At 63.3% G+C, this 17,679-nt stretch carries 15 protein-coding genes; 4 read left to right on the forward strand and 11 right to left on the reverse strand.

From position 1 onward, the window contains the following. Positions 1 to 88: 88 nt before the first annotated feature. From CEX88_RS12745 to CEX88_RS12765, 5 genes are read right to left on the reverse strand one after another with little or no spacing between them, the layout of a single operon-like run. Positions 89 to 1,132, reverse strand: coding sequence for a TIGR03857 family LLM class F420-dependent oxidoreductase (locus CEX88_RS12745; protein ID WP_094293743.1), 1,044 nt, complete (start codon positions 1,130 to 1,132; stop codon positions 89 to 91). Further along, entirely contained in the window at positions 1,129 to 1,506 is a 378-nt protein-coding gene (locus tag CEX88_RS12750) for a nuclear transport factor 2 family protein (protein ID WP_064414429.1), read from the reverse strand. The genes CEX88_RS12745 and CEX88_RS12750 overlap by 4 nt, the downstream gene beginning before the upstream one ends. Beyond that, a complete protein-coding gene (locus CEX88_RS12755) occupies positions 1,503 to 2,567 on the reverse strand; it encodes a phosphotransferase (RefSeq protein ID WP_094293744.1) in 1,065 nt (354 codons plus the stop codon). The genes CEX88_RS12750 and CEX88_RS12755 overlap by 4 nt, the downstream gene beginning before the upstream one ends. Further along, on the reverse strand, positions 2,567 to 3,679 hold the full coding sequence (locus CEX88_RS12760) for an alpha/beta hydrolase (protein ID WP_094293745.1): 1,113 nt from the start codon (positions 3,677 to 3,679) through the stop codon (positions 2,567 to 2,569). The genes CEX88_RS12755 and CEX88_RS12760 overlap by 1 nt, the downstream gene beginning before the upstream one ends. Then, the gene (locus CEX88_RS12765; RefSeq protein ID WP_094293746.1) at positions 3,676 to 5,301 is read right to left on the reverse strand and encodes a flavin-containing monooxygenase; all 1,626 of its coding nucleotides are present in this window, start codon (positions 5,299 to 5,301) and stop codon (positions 3,676 to 3,678) included. Before CEX88_RS12765 ends, CEX88_RS12760 begins: the two co-directional genes overlap by 4 nt. A 159-nt stretch (positions 5,302 to 5,460) precedes the next feature. Here CEX88_RS12765 and CEX88_RS12770 point away from each other — a divergent pair, with 159 nt between their 5' ends. From CEX88_RS12770 to CEX88_RS12785, 4 genes are read left to right on the forward strand one after another with little or no spacing between them, the layout of a single operon-like run. After that, positions 5,461 to 6,459, forward strand: a complete 999-nt coding sequence (locus CEX88_RS12770; protein ID WP_094293747.1) for an aromatic ring-hydroxylating oxygenase subunit alpha — start codon at positions 5,461 to 5,463, stop codon at positions 6,457 to 6,459. After that, the gene (locus CEX88_RS12775) at positions 6,456 to 7,073 is read left to right on the forward strand and encodes a cysteine hydrolase family protein (RefSeq protein WP_064414424.1); all 618 of its coding nucleotides are present in this window, start codon (positions 6,456 to 6,458) and stop codon (positions 7,071 to 7,073) included. The genes CEX88_RS12770 and CEX88_RS12775 overlap by 4 nt, the downstream gene beginning before the upstream one ends. 7 nt (positions 7,074 to 7,080) lie before the next feature. Next, positions 7,081 to 7,695: a PaaI family thioesterase gene (locus CEX88_RS12780; protein ID WP_094293748.1), complete on the forward strand. Its 615-nt coding sequence runs from the start codon at positions 7,081 to 7,083 to the stop codon at positions 7,693 to 7,695. A gap of 8 nt (positions 7,696 to 7,703) precedes the next feature. Next, positions 7,704 to 9,359 carry an acyl-CoA synthetase gene (locus CEX88_RS12785; RefSeq protein ID WP_094293749.1) on the forward strand — a complete coding sequence of 552 codons (1,656 nt, stop codon included), beginning with the start codon at positions 7,704 to 7,706 and terminating at the stop codon, positions 9,357 to 9,359. Between the two features lie 269 nt (positions 9,360 to 9,628). Here the strand turns inward: CEX88_RS12785 and CEX88_RS12790 are convergent, their stop codons facing one another. From CEX88_RS12790 to CEX88_RS12815, 6 genes are read right to left on the reverse strand one after another with little or no spacing between them, the layout of a single operon-like run. After that, positions 9,629 to 11,278: an MCE family protein gene (locus CEX88_RS12790; protein WP_094293750.1), complete on the reverse strand. Its 1,650-nt coding sequence runs from the start codon at positions 11,276 to 11,278 to the stop codon at positions 9,629 to 9,631. Continuing rightward, positions 11,278 to 12,552, reverse strand: a complete 1,275-nt coding sequence (locus tag CEX88_RS12795; RefSeq protein ID WP_420799216.1) for an MCE family protein — start codon at positions 12,550 to 12,552, stop codon at positions 11,278 to 11,280. Before CEX88_RS12795 ends, CEX88_RS12790 begins: the two co-directional genes overlap by 1 nt. Positions 12,553 to 12,572: 20 nt before the next feature. Next, positions 12,573 to 14,006, reverse strand: coding sequence for an MCE family protein (locus CEX88_RS12800; RefSeq protein ID WP_094293752.1), 1,434 nt, complete (start codon positions 14,004 to 14,006; stop codon positions 12,573 to 12,575). Continuing rightward, a complete protein-coding gene (locus tag CEX88_RS12805; RefSeq protein ID WP_094293753.1) occupies positions 14,003 to 15,085 on the reverse strand; it encodes an MCE family protein in 1,083 nt (360 codons plus the stop codon). Before CEX88_RS12805 ends, CEX88_RS12800 begins: the two co-directional genes overlap by 4 nt. Further along, the gene (locus CEX88_RS12810; RefSeq protein ID WP_094293754.1) at positions 15,085 to 16,110 is read right to left on the reverse strand and encodes an MCE family protein; all 1,026 of its coding nucleotides are present in this window, start codon (positions 16,108 to 16,110) and stop codon (positions 15,085 to 15,087) included. The genes CEX88_RS12805 and CEX88_RS12810 overlap by 1 nt, the downstream gene beginning before the upstream one ends. Further along, positions 16,107 to 17,291 carry an MCE family protein gene (locus CEX88_RS12815; protein WP_094293755.1) on the reverse strand — a complete coding sequence of 395 codons (1,185 nt, stop codon included), beginning with the start codon at positions 17,289 to 17,291 and terminating at the stop codon, positions 16,107 to 16,109. The genes CEX88_RS12810 and CEX88_RS12815 overlap by 4 nt, the downstream gene beginning before the upstream one ends. Positions 17,292 to 17,679 lie beyond the last annotated feature (388 nt).

Below are 17,679 nucleotides of genomic sequence, written 5' to 3' on the forward strand. Positions count from 1 at the left end.
TGCGCACTTTCCGCGGCGCGTCGTGTGCAAACACGCACGCTCGCCGAGATGGGGGCTAGCTGACGCCGCTCGCCGAGATGGGGCCAGCTCACGCCGATGCGCGGTAGGCGGCGACGATCGGCTCGAGTTCGTCGGGCGTCGCGCCGTGCATGATGAGCGCGTCGGCGCCGTAGTCGAACTCCTTGCGGATGCGCTCGACGCACTGCTGGGCCGAGCCGGTGGCGGACGGCTCCAACCACTCGTCGGGTATCAACGTCGCGATGTGCTCGATCTGTTCGGCTGAGGCCTTGTGGTCGATACCGCCGGGAATCGACTGTACGACCTTGTCGTCGCGGAAGCGCTGCAGCACAGCGGGATCCCAGCCGTTCGTCTTGACCAGCAGATCGCCGTAGCCCTGCAGATAGGTGGCCAGCCGGGCGACTGTCTTCTTCAGTCGCAGCTCCTCGGGCAGATGATCGCCGACCGTGGCAAAACATGACCACACCCGGACCGCCGACGGATCGCGGCCCGCCTTTTCCGCGGCGTCCTTGACGGTCTTGACCGCGCGCTGCAGCGTCTCCGGAGTGAAGTAGGTGTGCAGGATGACGTCGTCGAATGCCCGACCCCCGAGCGCCAGTGTCTGCGGGCCGAACGCCACGACCGCCAGCCGGATGTCTTCGCGGAAGTCCGGATCCAGGAACAGAACCTGGTACTTGCCGATCGGTCCGTCGTGGTTGAAGATCACCTCGCCCTGCCACAGCCGACGCATGACGTTGGCGAAATCCTCCATCTGCGCGGTCGTGACCGACGGGATCCCGAACGCCGCGTACATCGCCGCGACCCCGCGCCCGATGCCCAGCGTGAAGCGCCCGCCCGAGAGCCGGTGCATCGTCGTCGCCCACGATCCGGTGATCAGCGGGTGCCTGGTGTTGTGATTCGTTGCCGCCGTGGCGATCTGCATGCGCGACGTGACCGCGCACGCCGCGCCGACGAGCGATGACGCCTCCTTGACGTTCCATCGTTCGGAGATGAACGCGGTGCCGAACCCGAGCTCCTCACCGTGACGGGCCTCGTCCATCAGCGTTGCCGGGCCTTCACCACCGGCGCCGGCCAACAAGTAGTAGCCCAGTTCGTCGAGCACAGATTCGGTCACGTCCAGACTCCTTGCTTGTAGCCGCAGTTCCACACCTCGACGATCCTGCCGTCGACCACCCGGAAGACTTCCATACTGCCGATCGTGGTCTGCGTCCCGTCCTTCATCTTGATCGGGGACTGGTAGACGATCGCGACGTGCTCCCCGTCATCACCGGCCACCACCAGGTTGAGGTCGAACCGGATGCTCTCGGACACGTTCCACATGTCCACCACCCGAGCCACCGCCTGTTCATGGGTCAAGACATGCGCCGGCTCACCGACCTCGTGACGAATCACCGTCTCGCCCAACAGCTCGTCGGCCAGTCCAAAGTCCGCCTTGTTCCACGCCACCAGGTTGTACAGCTCCACCACCTCACGCGCGGACCGGCTCATGCGAACACCTCCAGAGCGCCGATGGCGTCGATCGCGGCCACCGCACGGTCGGTCAGCGTCAGGCACAGGCGGCGGGACCGTTCCGGCAGCGCATCCCACCCGTTGAGCGTGATGACCGGCAACACCATCAGATAGACGGCCGCAAAACGATAGTGCCGCCACGCCTCGTCGAATCCGTACGAGGCACCGTGCGAGGCGACGTGCTCGAGATACTCACGCAGCAGCACCTCGTCGTGACCTTCGCGCACCGCAGTCGGCAGGCCCTGGGTGACGAGGTAGGCCACGTCGGCCGCACCGGCGCCGCGGGCAGCGAACTGGAAGTCCACCACCTTCATCGCGTCACCCGAGAAGAAGAGGTTGTCGGCCCGAATATCCCCGTGCAGCAACATGTCCCGTTCGGCGAGCGCGGGCAGTGCCGCGACCGCGCGTTCGGCGAAATGTTCGGCGAACGCGGCCACCGCCGGCGACACGTTCACCGAGGTGTGCGCGCGGTAGACCTCCCACCCCGGCCCGAACGCCGGCAGCAGCAGGTCCCGCGCGATCGGGGTGTCGATGCTCGGAAACTGCTCCAGCACGGCGGGTTCGCCCGACCACGCGTGCAGACCTGCCAGTTGTCGGATGCAGGTGCGGGCGCGATCCATGGACAGCCCGGCCAGATGGTCGGCGTTGTCCCACTCCGAGAGGTCCTCGAGCAGCAGCACGAAATCGACGCCGTCATCGGCGATGCGGGCGGTATACACCCGCGGTGTGTCCATCGGCGCGCGCGCGGCGACGTCGCGGTAAAAGGACAACTCGCGCCGGTATCCGCCCAGCAACTCCATCGCACCGCGCGCTTCCGACACCGCGGGAAGCTTCGCGATCAGGGTCGAAGGCACCGCGGTTCCGCTCAGGTGCAACCGGTACAGTAGCGACGAGAAGCCGCTGTCCATCGCAATCTGCTCAGCCCGGACATCGTCGACCGTCGCGCCGTCCAGCCCTGCGTCGGCGCGCAGCACCCCGGTCAACCAGGCGGCATCGAGCTCATCGATGCCGCCCGGTACCGCTGCCATACTCGTCGTCATCAACCGACTCCTTCCCTGACTGCCCCGAGAAAGCGTTCCGACGCTCGCTGCACACCGCCCGCGAACAGGTGGCCGACGTGGCTACCCCGATGCCAGTACAGGTCGCCGCCCCACCGCTCGTGCAGTCGCTCTGCCGGTTCCCGTCGCGCCATCTGGTCGTGCCACGCACCGACGATGAGCCGGCGCTCGGGCGGGGCCGTCGGTTCGACCGCCTGATAGTCCACGACCGACATCACGCGCTCGACGGGTTCTGACCGCATCAGTTCGACCGTGTCGCGCACCGACGGACCCCACCGCCCCAGGTGTCCGGCGATCATCGCGTTGAGCCCGAAGATCGGCGTGTAGACCGCGACGGCGTCGACGTCCTCGAGGTGTGACACCAGACCCGCCACCGGGCTGCCCATCGAAACCCCTGACAACGCAACGGCGCTCGCTTGCGGTCGAAGCCAACGGAGCACCGCCCGCACCTCCGACACCACGCGGATCATGCCCGCCAGGTTGTTCAGCGGGTCCATGTTCGGATAGGTCGGCCACTGCTCACGCCGAACCCCACAGCCCGGCTGCACCGGCAGCGCGATGTTGTATCCGAGCTGCTCCTGCAGCCGCCGAGCCCTCGAGAACACCAAATCGATCGGCAGCCCTTGGCCGGCCCCGTGCACCCAAACCAGCCACGGCCGCGGCTCCTCGCCGCTGCGACACAGATGCACCACCGCAGTGGCCGGCCCGCCGAATCCCTCGGCGGCCAACGACTCGGGCAGGTGGGGATCGTGTTCGAAGGTCAGTTGCTCGTACCGGGATCGGCCGAACCGGCGCCGGCGGATCGTCTGCGGCTGCAGCTCATCCGGTGCGACGTGCACGCCGGCCATGCCCAATTCGGCCAGCTCGTCGGCCGCGCCGGTACACGACTCGAGCGTGCGCTCCAGTCTGGGCGGGGGCGCGGTCAGCGTCATCCCCGTCAGGGCGAGTTCGTCGAGCACGACCTCGCCGAGTTGCCGGGCACCCTTGCGGGACAACGGCTTCCAATCGCCGTGTCCGGCGACGGCGGCGTGCGCCCGCGGCACCACGCCCGCGAAGTCCCGACCGATACGGTACGCGCGCTCGGCCGTTCTCATGCCAGCTTGAACCCGGTGTAGCCGGCATCGGCGACCTCGTCGCAGCGTCGCCGATACTCCGGAACGCCCGCGGTGTAACCCATGTACATCCGCTTCTTGCCGGGCACGTTACCGCCGTTGTACCAGGAGTTGCAGCTGGGATGGACGAGGACCGTCGGCGCCACGAGCGATGTCGCGTGGTCGATCCACTCGCATTGGGCCTCGGGTAGCGCCTCGATACTCCGATACCCGTGAGCGCTCAGGTAGCCGATGCACTCGCCGATCCAGTCGACGTGCTGTTCGAGGGCTGTCACGTAATTGCTTGCCGGAGCGGGGCTTCCGGGCGCCTGGATGATGAACAGGTTCGGGAAGCCCGCCACCGCGATGCCGAGGTAGGCGTATGGCCCCTCGTTCGTCCAGAAGTCTCCGAGTGACATCCCGTCGCGCCCGGTCACCGCGATTCGCGTCATCGCCCCGGTCATCGCGTCGAAGCCGGTGGCGTAGATGATGACGTCGAGATCGTGATCGCCCTGTTCGGTGCGGATTCCGGTCGCGGTGACCTCCACGATCGGTTCCTTGCGCAGGTCCACGAGTGTGACGTTGTCGCGGTTGAACGTCTCGTAATAGCCCTGGTCGATGATGGGGCGTTTACACCCGAACGGGTGTGTCGGGGTCAGCGCCGCTGCGGTCTCCGGATTCTTGACGATGCGCGCCACCGCCTCACCGTAGAGTTTGGCCGCCATCTGGTTGGCCTCGATGTCGAAGAACACGTCGCCCCAGCTGAGCGCACCGATGATGCCGCCCTCCTCGACGGCGCGCAGTTGTTCCTCGCGCGATGCGGACTTCAGCGGCGGTTTGGTCATCATCTCGAACATCACCGAGAACGCGCTCAGCCGGGCCGCACCCACCGCGTGTTCTCGTTGCGCCGCGCGGATCTCGGCGTAGTTGGCCTTGAGCTCGTCGAGTTCGCCGTCGTCGAACGGGCGGACCTCCCACGGCAGCGTGTAGGCCGGCGATCGCTGGAACACGGTGAGGTGGCCGGCCTGTTGGGCCACGACCGGGATCAGTTGCACACCGGTGGAACCGGTTCCGATCACGCCCACCCGCTTGCCGGTCAGGTCGACATCCTGCTTCGGCCAGCGACTGGTGAACAGCGAGAGTCCCTCGAAGGCGCCCATACCGGGTATCTCCGGTTCCTTCGGGACCGACAGGATCCCCGTCGCCGCGACGACAAACGGTGCCACGAACACCTCCCCGTCTGCCGTCTGCACCTCCCACTCGGAGGCGGCCTCGTCGAACGTCATCGCGGTGACCTCGGTATGGAACCGGATGTCGCGACGGAGATCGAGTCGGTCGGCGACGAAGTTCAGGTACGCCTCGATCTCGGGCTGGCGAGGCATCGTCTCGGTCCATACCCACTCCTGCTGGATCTCCTCGGAGAAGCTGTAGGAGTACTCGATGCTCTCGATGTCACAGCGCGCGCCGGGATACCGATTGAACAGCCATGTGCCCCCGACGTTCTCGGCCTTCTCGAGCACGACGGTGCGCAGCCCCTGCTCCCGCAGTCGATGCAGCGCGTACAGACCGGCGAACCCGGCCCCGACGACGATCGCGTCGAAGCGGGCGGAGTCGGATGTCGTCACAAGTAGGCCCTCACGTCCAGGAAGTGGAGATACTGTAACTATTACAGTATTGCGCCGGACGGCTGGTGGGGTTTCGGAAACACCGCTCCGGTATGGCCCTTCCTGAAACCACTACTGTAAGCTCTTCCATTAGTTCGCCGACTCGGGAGGCTGCCCGGCATGAAAGTACCGTTCACCTGGAAGGTCACCGGCTGGTTCATGATCGGCTGGTCCGCGGAATTCCCCGCGGGCGAGACCCGGCCGCTGCGGTATTTCGGCGAGGATCTGGTGGCCTACCGCGACGAGGCAGGCGACCTGCATGTGCTGTCGGCGCACTGCCGGCACCTCGGTGCGCACATCGGCCACGGCGGCAAGGTCGTCGGCGACTGCGTCGAATGCCCCTTCCACGGTTGGCGGTGGGGGCCCGACGGCACCAACCGCTACATTCCCTACCAGCCCGACCGGCCCAACAAGGCGTTGCGGCTGCGCGTCTTTCCGGTGCGCGAACAATACGGCTGCGTGTTCGCCTGGCATCACCCCGAGGGCGAGCCACCACGGTGGGAGCTGCCCGATCTGTTCCACAAATTCCCGCAATTCCCGACCGACGAGGACGCGTACTACCGCCCGTACCCGGAGTTTTCGAGTCGCGCGGAACGCGAGCCGGTGCATCCGCAGATCGTCGCCGAGAACGGGCCGGACAGCGCGCACTTCCACTACGTGCATCACGCGACGGTCACCCCGAAGTGCCTCAACTGGGAGGTCGTCGACGAGGAGTGGCGGTTCCTGACCGGCTGGCCCGACGCCGCCAGCGACGATCCCGACAAGATGGCGCTCTACATCCACAGCCACCTGTCCGGCCTCGGGTTCGCGATCAGCGCCTTCGAGGGCTCGTCGAACCACCGGCTGATCTTCGCGTGCACGCCGGTCGAGGACGGCTACTCGGACATGTTCTATTCGATCTGGTGGCCACGGCTACCCGGCGACACCTCCGACGTCCCGCCCGAGGAGGTCCGCCAGAAGGTCGAGCGCCAGTTCATGGGGACCGTCTGGGACGACCTGAACATCTGGCGCTACCAGGAGTACATCGAGAACCCGGCGCTGTCTCGCACAGACGCGAAACCGTATATGGCGCTGCGGAAGTGGGCGACGCAGTTCTACGATGTTCCGGCGTCGGTGTGAGACCCGACCTCGCCGAGATCGCCGCCCCGGGCCACACCGCGATCGTCACGCAGGAATGCCAGGGTGCGGTCGTCGGACCCGACGCAGGACTCAAGGTGCTGGCCGAGGAGGCCCGGCGCGAAGCGGTCCCCAACATCGCGAGACTTCTGCCGGCGGCCCGCACCGCCGGTGTGACGGTGGTGCACTGCCTGGTCCAGCGGCGGCCCGACGGGCGCGGCGCCAACCACAACGCCAAGATCTTCCGGATGAGCGGTACCGCCGGCGATGCCATCGCGCCCGGCACCCCGGGCGCCGAACTGCTGCCCGAGCTGGGGCCGAAGCCCTCCGACGTCGTGCTGCGGCGCTGGCACGGCATCGGCCCGATGGGCGGCACCGACCTCGACGCCGTGCTGCGCAATCTCGGGGTCTCGACGATCGTCGCCGTCGGAGTGTCGGTCAACGTCGCCATCACCAACCTGGTGATGGACGCCGTCAACGCCGCGTACCGGGTCGTGGTCCCGCGGGATGCGGTGGCCGGAATCCCCACCGACTACTCGAATGCGATCATCGACAACACGTTGTCGCTGCTGGCGACGATCACCACCACCGACGAGTTGATCGACACATGGAAGTAGCCGCGCAGTGACCGACACCGAGAACGACATCCGCGAATTCGCCAGGGTCAAACCGGCTCTGGGATCGCCGGAGATGGGTCGTTTCATCGCGGCGCTGCGCCAGCTGCAGAACATCACGGTGTCCAGCGATCCCGATGCCGCGCTGTGGAACGATTCGGCCGCACTGCTCGAGGAGATGTGCGAACGCCTGGAGGAACACAAGGCTCCCGCCGGTGTGGCCCCTGCCGGCCGGGCGCCCAACCTGCCCGGCAACGGCCACCCGCTGATGCCACCGTGGCAGGTCGTGGCGTCGGGACCGGACGAGGTCACGATGCGCGGGCGCTTCAGCCGCTTCCACGTCGGGGGCAATGACGCGGTGCACGGTGGCGTGATCCCGCTGTTCTACGACTGGCATTTCGGCATGGTGGTGTCGGCCGCGGGCCGACCCGACAGCCGCACCGCCTACCTGCATGTGGACTACCGGCGGGTGACGCCGATCGAGGCGCCGCTGGAGTCGCGGGCGTGGATCGACGCGGTGGACGGACGCAAACTGTTCGTGAGGGCGGCGATGACGGACGCGGACGGCAACGTACTATCCGAGGCCAACGGTCTGATGATCAAACTGCTTGCCCACCAGCCTTGAAAGGCACGATGTCTGTGACCACACAGTTCACCGTCCCGGCCGCCGCCGACACCGTCGCCGCCGTGATCGGCGACCGCGAGTTCATCGTCCAAGGCGATCGCCGATACACCTATGCCCAGGTCGTCGAACGCGCCAACCGCCTGGCCGCGTTTCTGCACAGCCGCGGGCTCGGTTGTCACGTCGAGCGTTCCGAACTCGCCGGCCATGAGGTGGGCCAGGACCTGCTGGGGATCTACGCCTACAACGGCCCCGAATACGTCGAAGGCATGCTCGGCTCGTGGCGGGCCAGGGTCGCACCGTTCAACGTCAACTACCGGTACGTCAAGAACGAATTGCAGTATCTGCTCAACGATTCGGGCGCCAGCGCGCTGCTGTACCACGCGGCGTTCGCGCCGCGCGTCGCCGAGGTGCTGGCGGATCTGCCCAATCTGCGGGTGCTCATCCAGATCGCCGACGACTCGGGTAACGATCTGCTGGACGGCGCCGTCGACTACGAGTCGATCGTCGGCTCGGGCACCCCGGTGCTGCCGCCCATCGAGCCCTCGCCCGACGACCTCTACGTGCTCTACACCGGCGGTACGACGGGCATGCCGAAGGGCGTGCTGTGGCGTCAGCACGACATCTTCATGACCTCGTTCGGGGGCCGCAACATGGCCACGGGCGAGCTGATCACCTCGCTCGACGACATCGCCAAGCGGGTGACGGAAGGTCCCGGCACCAAGATCCTCACCCTGCCGCCGCTCATGCACGGCGCCGCGCAGTGGGCGGCGATGACGGCTCTGACCACGGGGCAGACCATCGTGTTCACGGCGAATCCCGCCAGCCTCGACGTCGACGAGGTCGTGGAGACCATCGAGCGGGAGAAAGTCCTTGTGGTGCAGGTGGTCGGCGATGCGGTCGCACGTCCGCTCGCCGATGCGATCGAGCGCAGTTCGGCCGATCTGTCGTCGCTCGCCGTGATCGCCAACGGCGGGGCGCTGCTCACCCCCACCGCCAAACAACGGCTCATCGACGTCAAACCCGGCCTGATCGTCATGGACGGCGTCGGGTCCTCGGAGACCGGTATCCAGATGAACCACATGTCGGCTCCCGGTGCGGTGTCGACGGGCCAGTTCAACGCCGGTCCCGACACCTTCGTCGCCGCCGAGGATTTCAGCGCGATCCTGCAACCCGGCCACGACGGCATCGGCTGGTTGGCGCAGCGGGGCTATGTGCCGCTTGGCTACAAGGGCGATGCGGACAAGACCGCCAAGACCTTCCCGGTGATCGACGGTGTGCGCTACTCGATTCCGGGTGACCGCGCCCGCCATCAGGCCGACGGGTCGATCGAACTGTTGGGACGCGATTCGGTCACCATCAACTCCGGCGGCGAGAAGATCTTCGCCGAGGAGGTCGAGACCGCGCTCTTGTCACACCCGGCGGTGGCAGACGTCGTGGTGGCGGGCAGGCCCAGTGACCGGTGGGGCCAGGAGGTGGTCGCGGTCGTCGCGCTCACCGAGGGGGCCAGCGCTGACGCCCAGGAACTCATCGACCACGCCGCGAATTCGGTTGCTCGCTACAAACTTCCGAAGGCTGTGGTGTTCCGCCCGGTGATCGAGCGCAGCCCCGCGGGCAAGGCGGACTACCGCTGGGCCCGCGAGCAGGCGATCAGCGCGAACGCCTGAGCCGACGCCTGGTCCGGTTGCGCGCCAGACGCAGGTCGCGGTTCGCGTCGGAGCATTCTGGATCGTGGGACCCCAGCTGACGTCAGTTATGGGTGCGCATTGGTTCTCAGGGCAATTTCCCCGGATCCGTGCGAAACGAACGCACAGCGACGCTGGCCTGGTTCGTCCAGCGTGTCGACCGCGGGTTCGTCGGCGCCCAAACGATCGAAGTGTCCTGCAACATCACGGCGCGCCCGACCTCGGCCATGGCCGCCCCTGCGCTCGCGGTTTCATCGTGCACCTAATACCAAGTCTTTCCAGGTCCTCGTCTCGGTCAAGGAGGCTAGGTCCGACTGGCGGTACAGGCGGCCGTCGGGAGCCATATAGGACCCGGTCCGTGTGTTGTAGTGCACGACCGCCGCCTGCGGTCTGGCTGTACTGCCGTTTTCGGCATACGAAGCTGGGGCGGCCGGGGCGCCGTCCTGCGAGGAGGTGGTCCCATTCGACGCTGGTGGATTCTGTGGCTGAGGCACCGTCGACGGGTTATCCGGAGCACCATGCGGGAGTGAGCCACTTTCCGACGATTCGTTACCTTCGCTTACTGACGGCAAAAGCGGAGGCGATCCTGGTGGCACCGGTGTGCCGTCGATCGGGCCATACAGGCGTTCGTCAGCATCGACCCGGCTATCAAGAGGTATGCCCTGCGCTATGAGGTTAGGGTCGATTGGGTAGGGGCCCAAGACATGTTGACGCTGCGCCAGCGGAACGAATCCTGTGTTGCTATCGCACAATTGCACGGTTGGAGCCCGCTTTCCCGGGTGTTCCATGCATGGGTAATTCCGGGCGCCCCGCACGGCGACGGGTGAGTCGTGCGGGAGTTTGCAGTAGAGCCCGTCGGGCGTGTCGATATCGGATAAGTCAGCCGGAGATCGCCACGAGGATGGAGGCAGAAAACCTACGGTACACGCAGGGGGATCCGATATCGTGATGGCGAAGTCGCCCTTGGCTATTCCGGTTGGATTGTTCACTGGTGAGACCGCTTGGACCGTCGCGATATCTGGCGGCAGTAAAACCAGCAACTGTTCCAATGACGCGTTGTAGGTAACAGCGATTTGGCCGATAGTGGTCAAGTTGGCAAGGAGTATCGGGAGCGTCGGCTTTATGTCGGTGAGTAGCCGCGCCACCTCATCGGCTGCTCCCGGGGTCCCCTGCAACAGGGAACGCACCTGTGGATCGTTCCGGCGTATGCGTTCAGTGATACCCGCGGTGTTTCGGATCCAGATACGGATCGCATCGGAGCCCTCGGTCTGTGAATTTAACAGCGGCCTGCTGTCGTCGATGAGGCTGCGTGTCTGGTCGGCCACCTCATTGAGTTCGCCGCTCAGTTTCGTCGACGAATCGATTAAGGAGCCGATGTCATATCCCGCGCCATCGAAAGCCTTGAAGGTTTCATCTAGCAAGCTACCGAGTTTGTCCTGCGGGATGGTGTCGAGGAGCGAAGCGAGTTTATCTAGCATCGGACCGACTTGATGCGGAATCGTCGTGTCCTCCCGCGAGATAACCGACCCGTCCCGCAGGTAGGGTGGGGAATCGTTACGCGGTTGTAGGTCTACGTACTGTTCGCCGACTGCCGACATGCTCATGACACGGGCCACCAGATCTGCAGAAATCTTCGGAGAGCTATCTAACGACAGCGTCGCCTCGACGCGCTTACCGTCGACGACTCTAATCCCTGTTACTTCGCCGACTTTCACTCCACGGTAGGTGACGTTGCTGAACCGGTAGAGCCCGCCCGATGCTGGTAGTTCGAGTTTGACGGTGATTCGCCCGATGCCGAGCAGCATGGGGGCCTGAATGTAATTGAAAACGAGTAGCCCAATTCCGACGATCGACGCAATTGTGAAGATGATCAACTGATTTCGCACAAAGCGCGTCAGCATCAGTTGCCACCCGCGCCGGCTCGCGCAGGCGGTTGGTTGCCGTACGGACCAGCGAAGATCATCGGCGGCGAACCATCGACGGCCGGAGCTGGTACCGCCTCGCCTACCACCGCACCGTTCGGCGAGCCGACGGAATCCGGCGGCACCGGTACCGGGCCCACGGATGGTGGCCCTGTCGTCGCCGACACGATGCCTGCCATCAGCGGGTCGTAGGTGAAATTCAAATAGGCTGGCTCACCGGGGGCCGGAATGAGCATTGCGCCGGGTTCGCCCCAACGGGTGCCTAGCAATGTCGTATTTTTCAGCCTGGGCACCGTGAGATCTATGATCTCGAAGAGGTTCATGTAGTCACCCCGCACTGCTCGGTCGATCAGAGATTGTCCGTACGGGAATACGGTTGTGTAAGCAAGCGCGCTATCGAGGCCATCGCCGACATCAGCCAGGGCGCGCATCGTAGGGGCGAGATTGCTCAAGTTGGTCACCAGATCGGCGTGTGTATCGTCGACCAGTCGGGTGGCCACGTCGCTAAAGATCCGCAGCTTGTCCAGCGCGGTGGTGATGCGGGGTCGTTCTGCAATGAGTACGTCTAGAGCAGGTGGAACTTCACGGAGCGCTCGTTCAATTACACCCTGCTCGTCGGCGAATGTGCCGGCCAGCTTCTTGAGCGCTTCAATCGATCCCACAATGTTGGCCCGCTGGGTATCGAGGACGCCGACAAACTGATCCAGTCGCGTCAGTAGGTCACGGACATTGCCCTGGCGGCCCGACAACGCTCCATTGAAGTTGTGGATGATGTCACCAATCTGACCCAAACCTCCCCCATTTACCACCGCTGATATGGAGGCCATTGTCTCTTCTGTCGATGGGAAGGTCGACGATCGATCGAGCGGAATGGTCGTGCCAGGGTTGAGCCGACCGGTCGGTGCCTGCCCCAGTGGCGGCTCAAGTGCTACATGCATGGAGCCGAGTAAGCTGGTTTGTCCGATGCTCGCTAGCGCATTGGCTGGCACCGCGACGTCGGACTTAATCGATAGTTCGACATTGACGTGCCAATTGGAAAAGGTCATTCGACCAACGCTTCCGACGACGACATCGTCGAGCATTACCGGCGAATTCGATTCCAAGGTACCGATATTGGCGAACTGGACGTTATAGAGGTCAGCTCCTGGCCCTCTGCCGACCGCACCGGGCAGCGGTAGGGAGTTCAAGCCCCGGAATCCGCATCCCGACGCCAACAAGGCGACGATAGCGGCCGCTATGGTTAGCGATCGCAGATGGCGCATGCGCGAGGTGATCATGGCGATGTCCCTTCGGCGGGAAGGAGCAACTGTGGAAGCGTGGGCGATCCCGTCTGCGGCGTCGAGGCGATTCGTGGCGGTGCCGGAATCGGGGCACCTGGGAACAACGCCGGGGATGGGATCGCTGCCAAGTGGTCCGGGGGGCTCGGTCTCGGCGCGGGAGAAGGGTCGACTCCAGGCGCTGGGAACGGGTTTTCCGCAAAGCCCGTGTAGGCAGAGACGGATGGTGGTTGCTCCGCTGGTCCTGGCAGAGGGCCAACGCCCCCCGGCGCGAGTTTCGGATCACTGTAGATCACGTTGTCTGGGGATTTCGTCAGGTACGGGTTGAAGGGGATTGGCAGATAGTTGAAGTTCGGCAATCGCAGCGCGGGGCCGAGATACTGATTGCATAGCTTGCTGGTTACCGGAGCGGTTACGTTAGCGACCGCCCCGATCGCGCCGCAGATGAAGCCCCTCGGATCACTGAAGTTGTTCATGACGAACGAGCCGACCTGGGTCCCGGTCTCCGGGTTGTAGATGTTGTAGGCGTTTGCGATTGCGTTGGGCGTTACGTGGAGGACATTTTCAAGATCCGCCTGATGGTCGACTAGGGTTTGGGTGACGTTGGCCAACCGCTGGACTTGCTCGACGGTCTGGTCCCGGCTGCCGGCGACGAAGCGCTGTATGTCACTCACCGCTATGGACAAATCCGCCAGGGCCGCATCCAGGCCTGAACGGTCGTCGTTGAGGACGCTAGCTAGCGTGGCGAAGCGGTTTTGAAACTGGACAATTTGCTCGCTGCTGTCGCGTAGCGTGGTGACGAAAATCTGTAGGTTCTTGATGATCTCGACGACGTTCCCGCTACCGTTTGCCAGAATGCGGCCGACTCCGGAGAGTTCGGCGAGCATATTCCGCAACTTCTCACCATTGCCGTGCATCGCGCTGGCGGCGCTGTCGATGAATCTGGAGACGGACGTATCAGATGTGCCGATTGCAGGACCGAGATCGGTTGCCAACTTTGTCAATTGAGTCTTCACTTCGTCCCACTCGACGGGTGATGCGGTTCTCTCAGCGGGAATCACAGCGCCATCGCCCAGAGCCGGCCCACTTGAGCTGTAGGCGGGCGCTAGCTGCACATAGCGTGCCGAGATCAAGTTCTGAGCAACGATCACCGCTTTGGCATCAGCAGGAATCGGAATATCACCGTCAACATGAAGCCTCATCATCACTTGTGCGCCGGCAGGTTCAATGGCTGCGATTCGCCCTACCTTGACACCCAGTACTCGGACATCGTCCCCCGGGTAGATACCTGTAGCGCTCGTGAAGTAGGCAGTGATCAGCTTCGGCGCAAAGAACGTCTGACGGACAATCAAAGTTGATCCGGCAGCCAGCAGCACAGCCAACCCCGCGGCGAGCAGATACACGGCTGAACGTCGTCGACGAATATTCACCGCGATCCTCCAGGAATTCCATTACGCGGCCAGGGCAGTTCAGCACGCGGTCCAGCGTTGTCGGGTGGTTGACCGGCATTGACGCCCCGGCGAAGCCCAAACGCATAGTCGAAGAATGGTTGCAGGAATTGAGCTGGCACCATATTGGGTATATATGCGTTGTAGTAGAACCCGTTGGCGACGGTCTCCCCCTGTGTGACTTGGAATTTCGCTAATCCCGGGAGCGCCTTGGCGATGTTGTCGCGGTTCTTCTCCAGCATCGCGGTCACCGAATTGAGCCTCTCAAGTGCCGGGGCGAGGTCATTTTCGTTGTCGGAAACTAAGCCGGACAGTTGACGGCTCACCGCCGAAATGCCGGTTAGCAGCCCGACTATTGCCTCGCGTCGATCGTTCAGTACCGCCACCAGATCATTTGCGTTGAGGATGATGCTGTTTAGCTGCTGACTGCGATCGGCCAGCACCCCGGTGACCTGTGAAGTGCTCTTGAACAACTCCTGAAGAGTTGCGTTACGACTATTGAGCGACCGTGATAGCCGGGTTAGGCCCTCGAATGTCGGGCCCAGTTGTGGTGCGATTCTATCGATGGTTTCCGACAGGGTGTCCAGCGCCTTGTTGATTGTCTGTGTGTCGGTTCCAGCGGTGTTGGTGGTGAAATCGCCTACCGCATCGGTCAACGAGTAGGGCGCCGAGGTGCGTGAAGCCGGGATGATGTCGAATGGCCGCAGTGCCCCGCTGCCAGCCGACTCCAGGGTCACCACACGCTGGCCCAAGAGGGTTCCGGTTCGGATGTGGGCGGTACTCTCCGAGCCAAGTCGCGCCTTACCGTCAACGAGGAAGGTGACCAGCACCTGTCCGTGTCTTAGCGAGATATCAGATACCGCACCGACTTTCATTCCGGACATTCTGACCTCGTTGCCGGGCAGCAACCCGCCGGCCTCGACGAACAACGCTTGATACCGAATTGCGGTCGCCCATAGCCATAGCCTCTGAGGTTGTAGGCCGATGGCGACGACGAGTGCGATCAATACGATGCCAATGATTCCCGACCGTAAGTGGCCGAATCCGCGATACTTGAGCATTAGGGTTCGGCGCACCGCCCATCTTGTTGCTTGATCCACGGGATGACCACGGTACGACCTTGCAGATCACTAAGGCGCAGCGAGAGTTCGCAGATGTAGTAGTTCAGCCAGCTTCCGTACGCCCCTAGCCGCACCAGCTTTCGGTAATTGTGGGGTGCCTTCACGAGTGCGGAATCGAGGAGGTCTTTATCCTTATCCAGGAGCGGGGCGAGTCTGCCAAGTTCGTCGACTGTGGCCGCCAACGGGGCTCGAGAATCGTCGAGAAGGCTAGCGACAGAAGCTGTCCCAGTACTCAATGAGTCGATCGCAGCACCGATGGGATCTCTGTCGTCAGCCAGCCCATGAACGAGTTGCTCGAACCTATTGATTGTTTCGCTGAATTTGTTCCCATCTTTGGCCAGCGCCGCCATTACCTTATTGAGATTGTCAATGAGGTCCTGCACCGTCTGATTGTTGTTCGCCAGATCGTTCGAGAACGAAGCAGTCGCAGAGAGCACAGAACTCACCGTGCCGCCTTGGCCCTGAAAGATCTGGAGCAAGGACGCTGTCAAGGCGTTGACGTCGTGCGGATTGAGGCCAGAGATGACCGGTCGCAGACCACTCAAAAGCTGATCGAGGTCCAGCGCCGGTAATGTGCGATCGACAGGAATCTGCGAACCGGCGGCCATGAACTCTACGGCGCCTGGGGCGTCTAGTAATTCGAGAAAGCGGTCCCCTACGAGGTTCAGGTATCGAACCGCAGCCTTGCTGCTCTTGCTAAGAAGTACGTGACGGTCAGCATCGAACCTGACAACGACAGTGCTATCGGGACGCATGGTCAGACCTGTCACTGTACCGACGCGGAGCCCGGCGGCACGGACCGAATCGCCAGCCTTTAAGCCCGATACATCGGCGAAAATCGCGGAGTAGCCGTTGGTGGGGCCCGTTCTGTACTGCGCGAAGATGGCGAACAGCATTGCGGTCAGCAATACCATCACCGCGGCAAATACGCCGAATTTCAGGCCGATCCATGATCGCGATCTCATCCCGGCTCTCCCGTCTGGGCCGTGTTTCGCGGCGGACCATGGAGTGGACCGAACAACCACTGCTTCAGGCCGTCCGAATTCAATAGGATGCCTTGGTTCCCGTACTGGGCCGGGTTCACCCCGGAGTCGGTCACCACAAACGGTGGGCGGACCCCCATAGGCACGACGGGTAGATTTGCGCACTGAGGACCGCCCGTAGCAGCGACCTTCGGAAGATCAGCGGGGTAGCGGTATCGTTCTAGGCCCAGCATGAAGCCTGTGGTGATCATCACGCCCGGTTCCGGTGAAGGTGGCAGTGCCGCAACGTGTTCTAGCGCATCTAATCCACATGTCAGGGCTGCGTTATATCGGTTTGTCAGGTCAGTTGTCGGCACCAGCAGGTGAAGCACATCTGTTAGCCCCTGCCGATTGCTTCCGATGACTTCATTGCCGATTTCGGCAAAACCCGTAACACTGAGCAGCGCCGCATCGAGGTCAGCCTGCTCCTCGACGATCGTCTTGCTGATAGCCGTTGCGTTGTCGACCGTCTTGACAAGGTCGGTGGAAACATCGGCATACGTATTGATCGCAATGGAAGCGCTAGCGAAGTCGTCATTGAGATTATGCATGCTTGGCTCGAGCGCAGCCAAAAAGCTATCAAAGTTCGTGAGTGCCTTGCCTAGTTCATCGCCGCGACCATTGAAGGCGGTCGAAATTGCGCCCAGCGTGGCATTGAGCTTTTCAGGCTGAATCTTTGCGAGTACGGATCGCAGCTGCTCGAACAACGTATTGAATTCGACGGTCACGCGATCCGCAGTTAGGACCTGCCCCGGCCTCAGAGTCTCGATCGACGGTTGTCCGGGTGGTACCAGGTCCACAGACTTCGCTCCGAAGACAGTCGCGGAGGCGATGTCGACGCGGACATTGGCGGGAATCTCTGTGAGCTGGGCGGGGTCTATTTCGAGATGGAGGATGGCCGATCCGTCACCGCTCGTATCGATGGAAGCCACCCGCCCCACCTGCACTCCCAGTAGCTTTACTTTCGCACCAGGATCCATCACCAGCCCGGCTCGCTGCGACTGCACCGTCAAAGGCGCGGTGCTGGTGAAGCTACCTTGGGATATCCCGCCCACCATCAACACCGCTACCGCCGCGACCATGATCGTGGCCAGACCGGCTAGTGGACGGACGGCGCGTCTCATCGACAGGCCGCATCGGCCCCGCGGCCCCCGGCGTCCATACCGACGATGTACTTCATTTCGAAGAGATTCGGCGTATGCACGCACCGCAGCATACTAAATAGTTGACTCAGTTCCCTATACTTGACGAAAATCGGGTGAGGATCGTTTCGGCTCGTGTCCCCGCTTCCTGCAGAACGCTTGTTCGGACCCATCCACGCCGGCAGAGACGCAGTTGCTCGAGGATCGCCCCTCCCCAAACAAGGACAACCTCGATAACCGGAAGAGGGTCCGGTTAGGGATGATTCTGGCTTCCACCAGATATTGTGCAACCCCCGACCATCGCTCGGTGACACCGTCAAAGTAGTTGCGATGTGGAGCTATCCGCCGAAGCCCCGGTCCTAGACACCTC

The sequence above is a fragment of the Mycobacterium neumannii genome (genome assembly GCF_002245615.1).
Taxonomy (GTDB): Bacteria; Actinomycetota; Actinomycetes; order Mycobacteriales; family Mycobacteriaceae; genus Mycobacterium; species Mycobacterium neumannii_A.

Coding starts and splice junctions, on each gene's coding strand:
- CEX88_RS12750 (WP_064414429.1), bottom strand. CDS start 1,506: ATGAGCCGGTCCGCGCGTGAGGTGGTGGAGCTGTACAACCTGGTGGCG.
- CEX88_RS12755 (WP_094293744.1), bottom strand. CDS start 2,567: ATGACGACGAGTATGGCAGCGGTACCGGGCGGCATCGATGAGCTCGAT.
- CEX88_RS12760 (WP_094293745.1), bottom strand. CDS start 3,679: ATGAGAACGGCCGAGCGCGCGTACCGTATCGGTCGGGACTTCGCGGGC.
- CEX88_RS12770 (WP_094293747.1), top strand. CDS start 5,461: ATGAAAGTACCGTTCACCTGGAAGGTCACCGGCTGGTTCATGATCGGC.
- CEX88_RS12785 (WP_094293749.1), top strand. CDS start 7,704: ATGTCTGTGACCACACAGTTCACCGTCCCGGCCGCCGCCGACACCGTC.
- CEX88_RS12790 (WP_094293750.1), bottom strand. CDS start 11,278: ATGCTGACGCGCTTTGTGCGAAATCAGTTGATCATCTTCACAATTGCG.
- CEX88_RS12805 (WP_094293753.1), bottom strand. CDS start 15,085: ATGCTCAAGTATCGCGGATTCGGCCACTTACGGTCGGGAATCATTGGC.
- CEX88_RS12810 (WP_094293754.1), bottom strand. CDS start 16,110: ATGAGATCGCGATCATGGATCGGCCTGAAATTCGGCGTATTTGCCGCG.
- CEX88_RS12815 (WP_094293755.1), bottom strand. CDS start 17,291: ATGAGACGCGCCGTCCGTCCACTAGCCGGTCTGGCCACGATCATGGTC.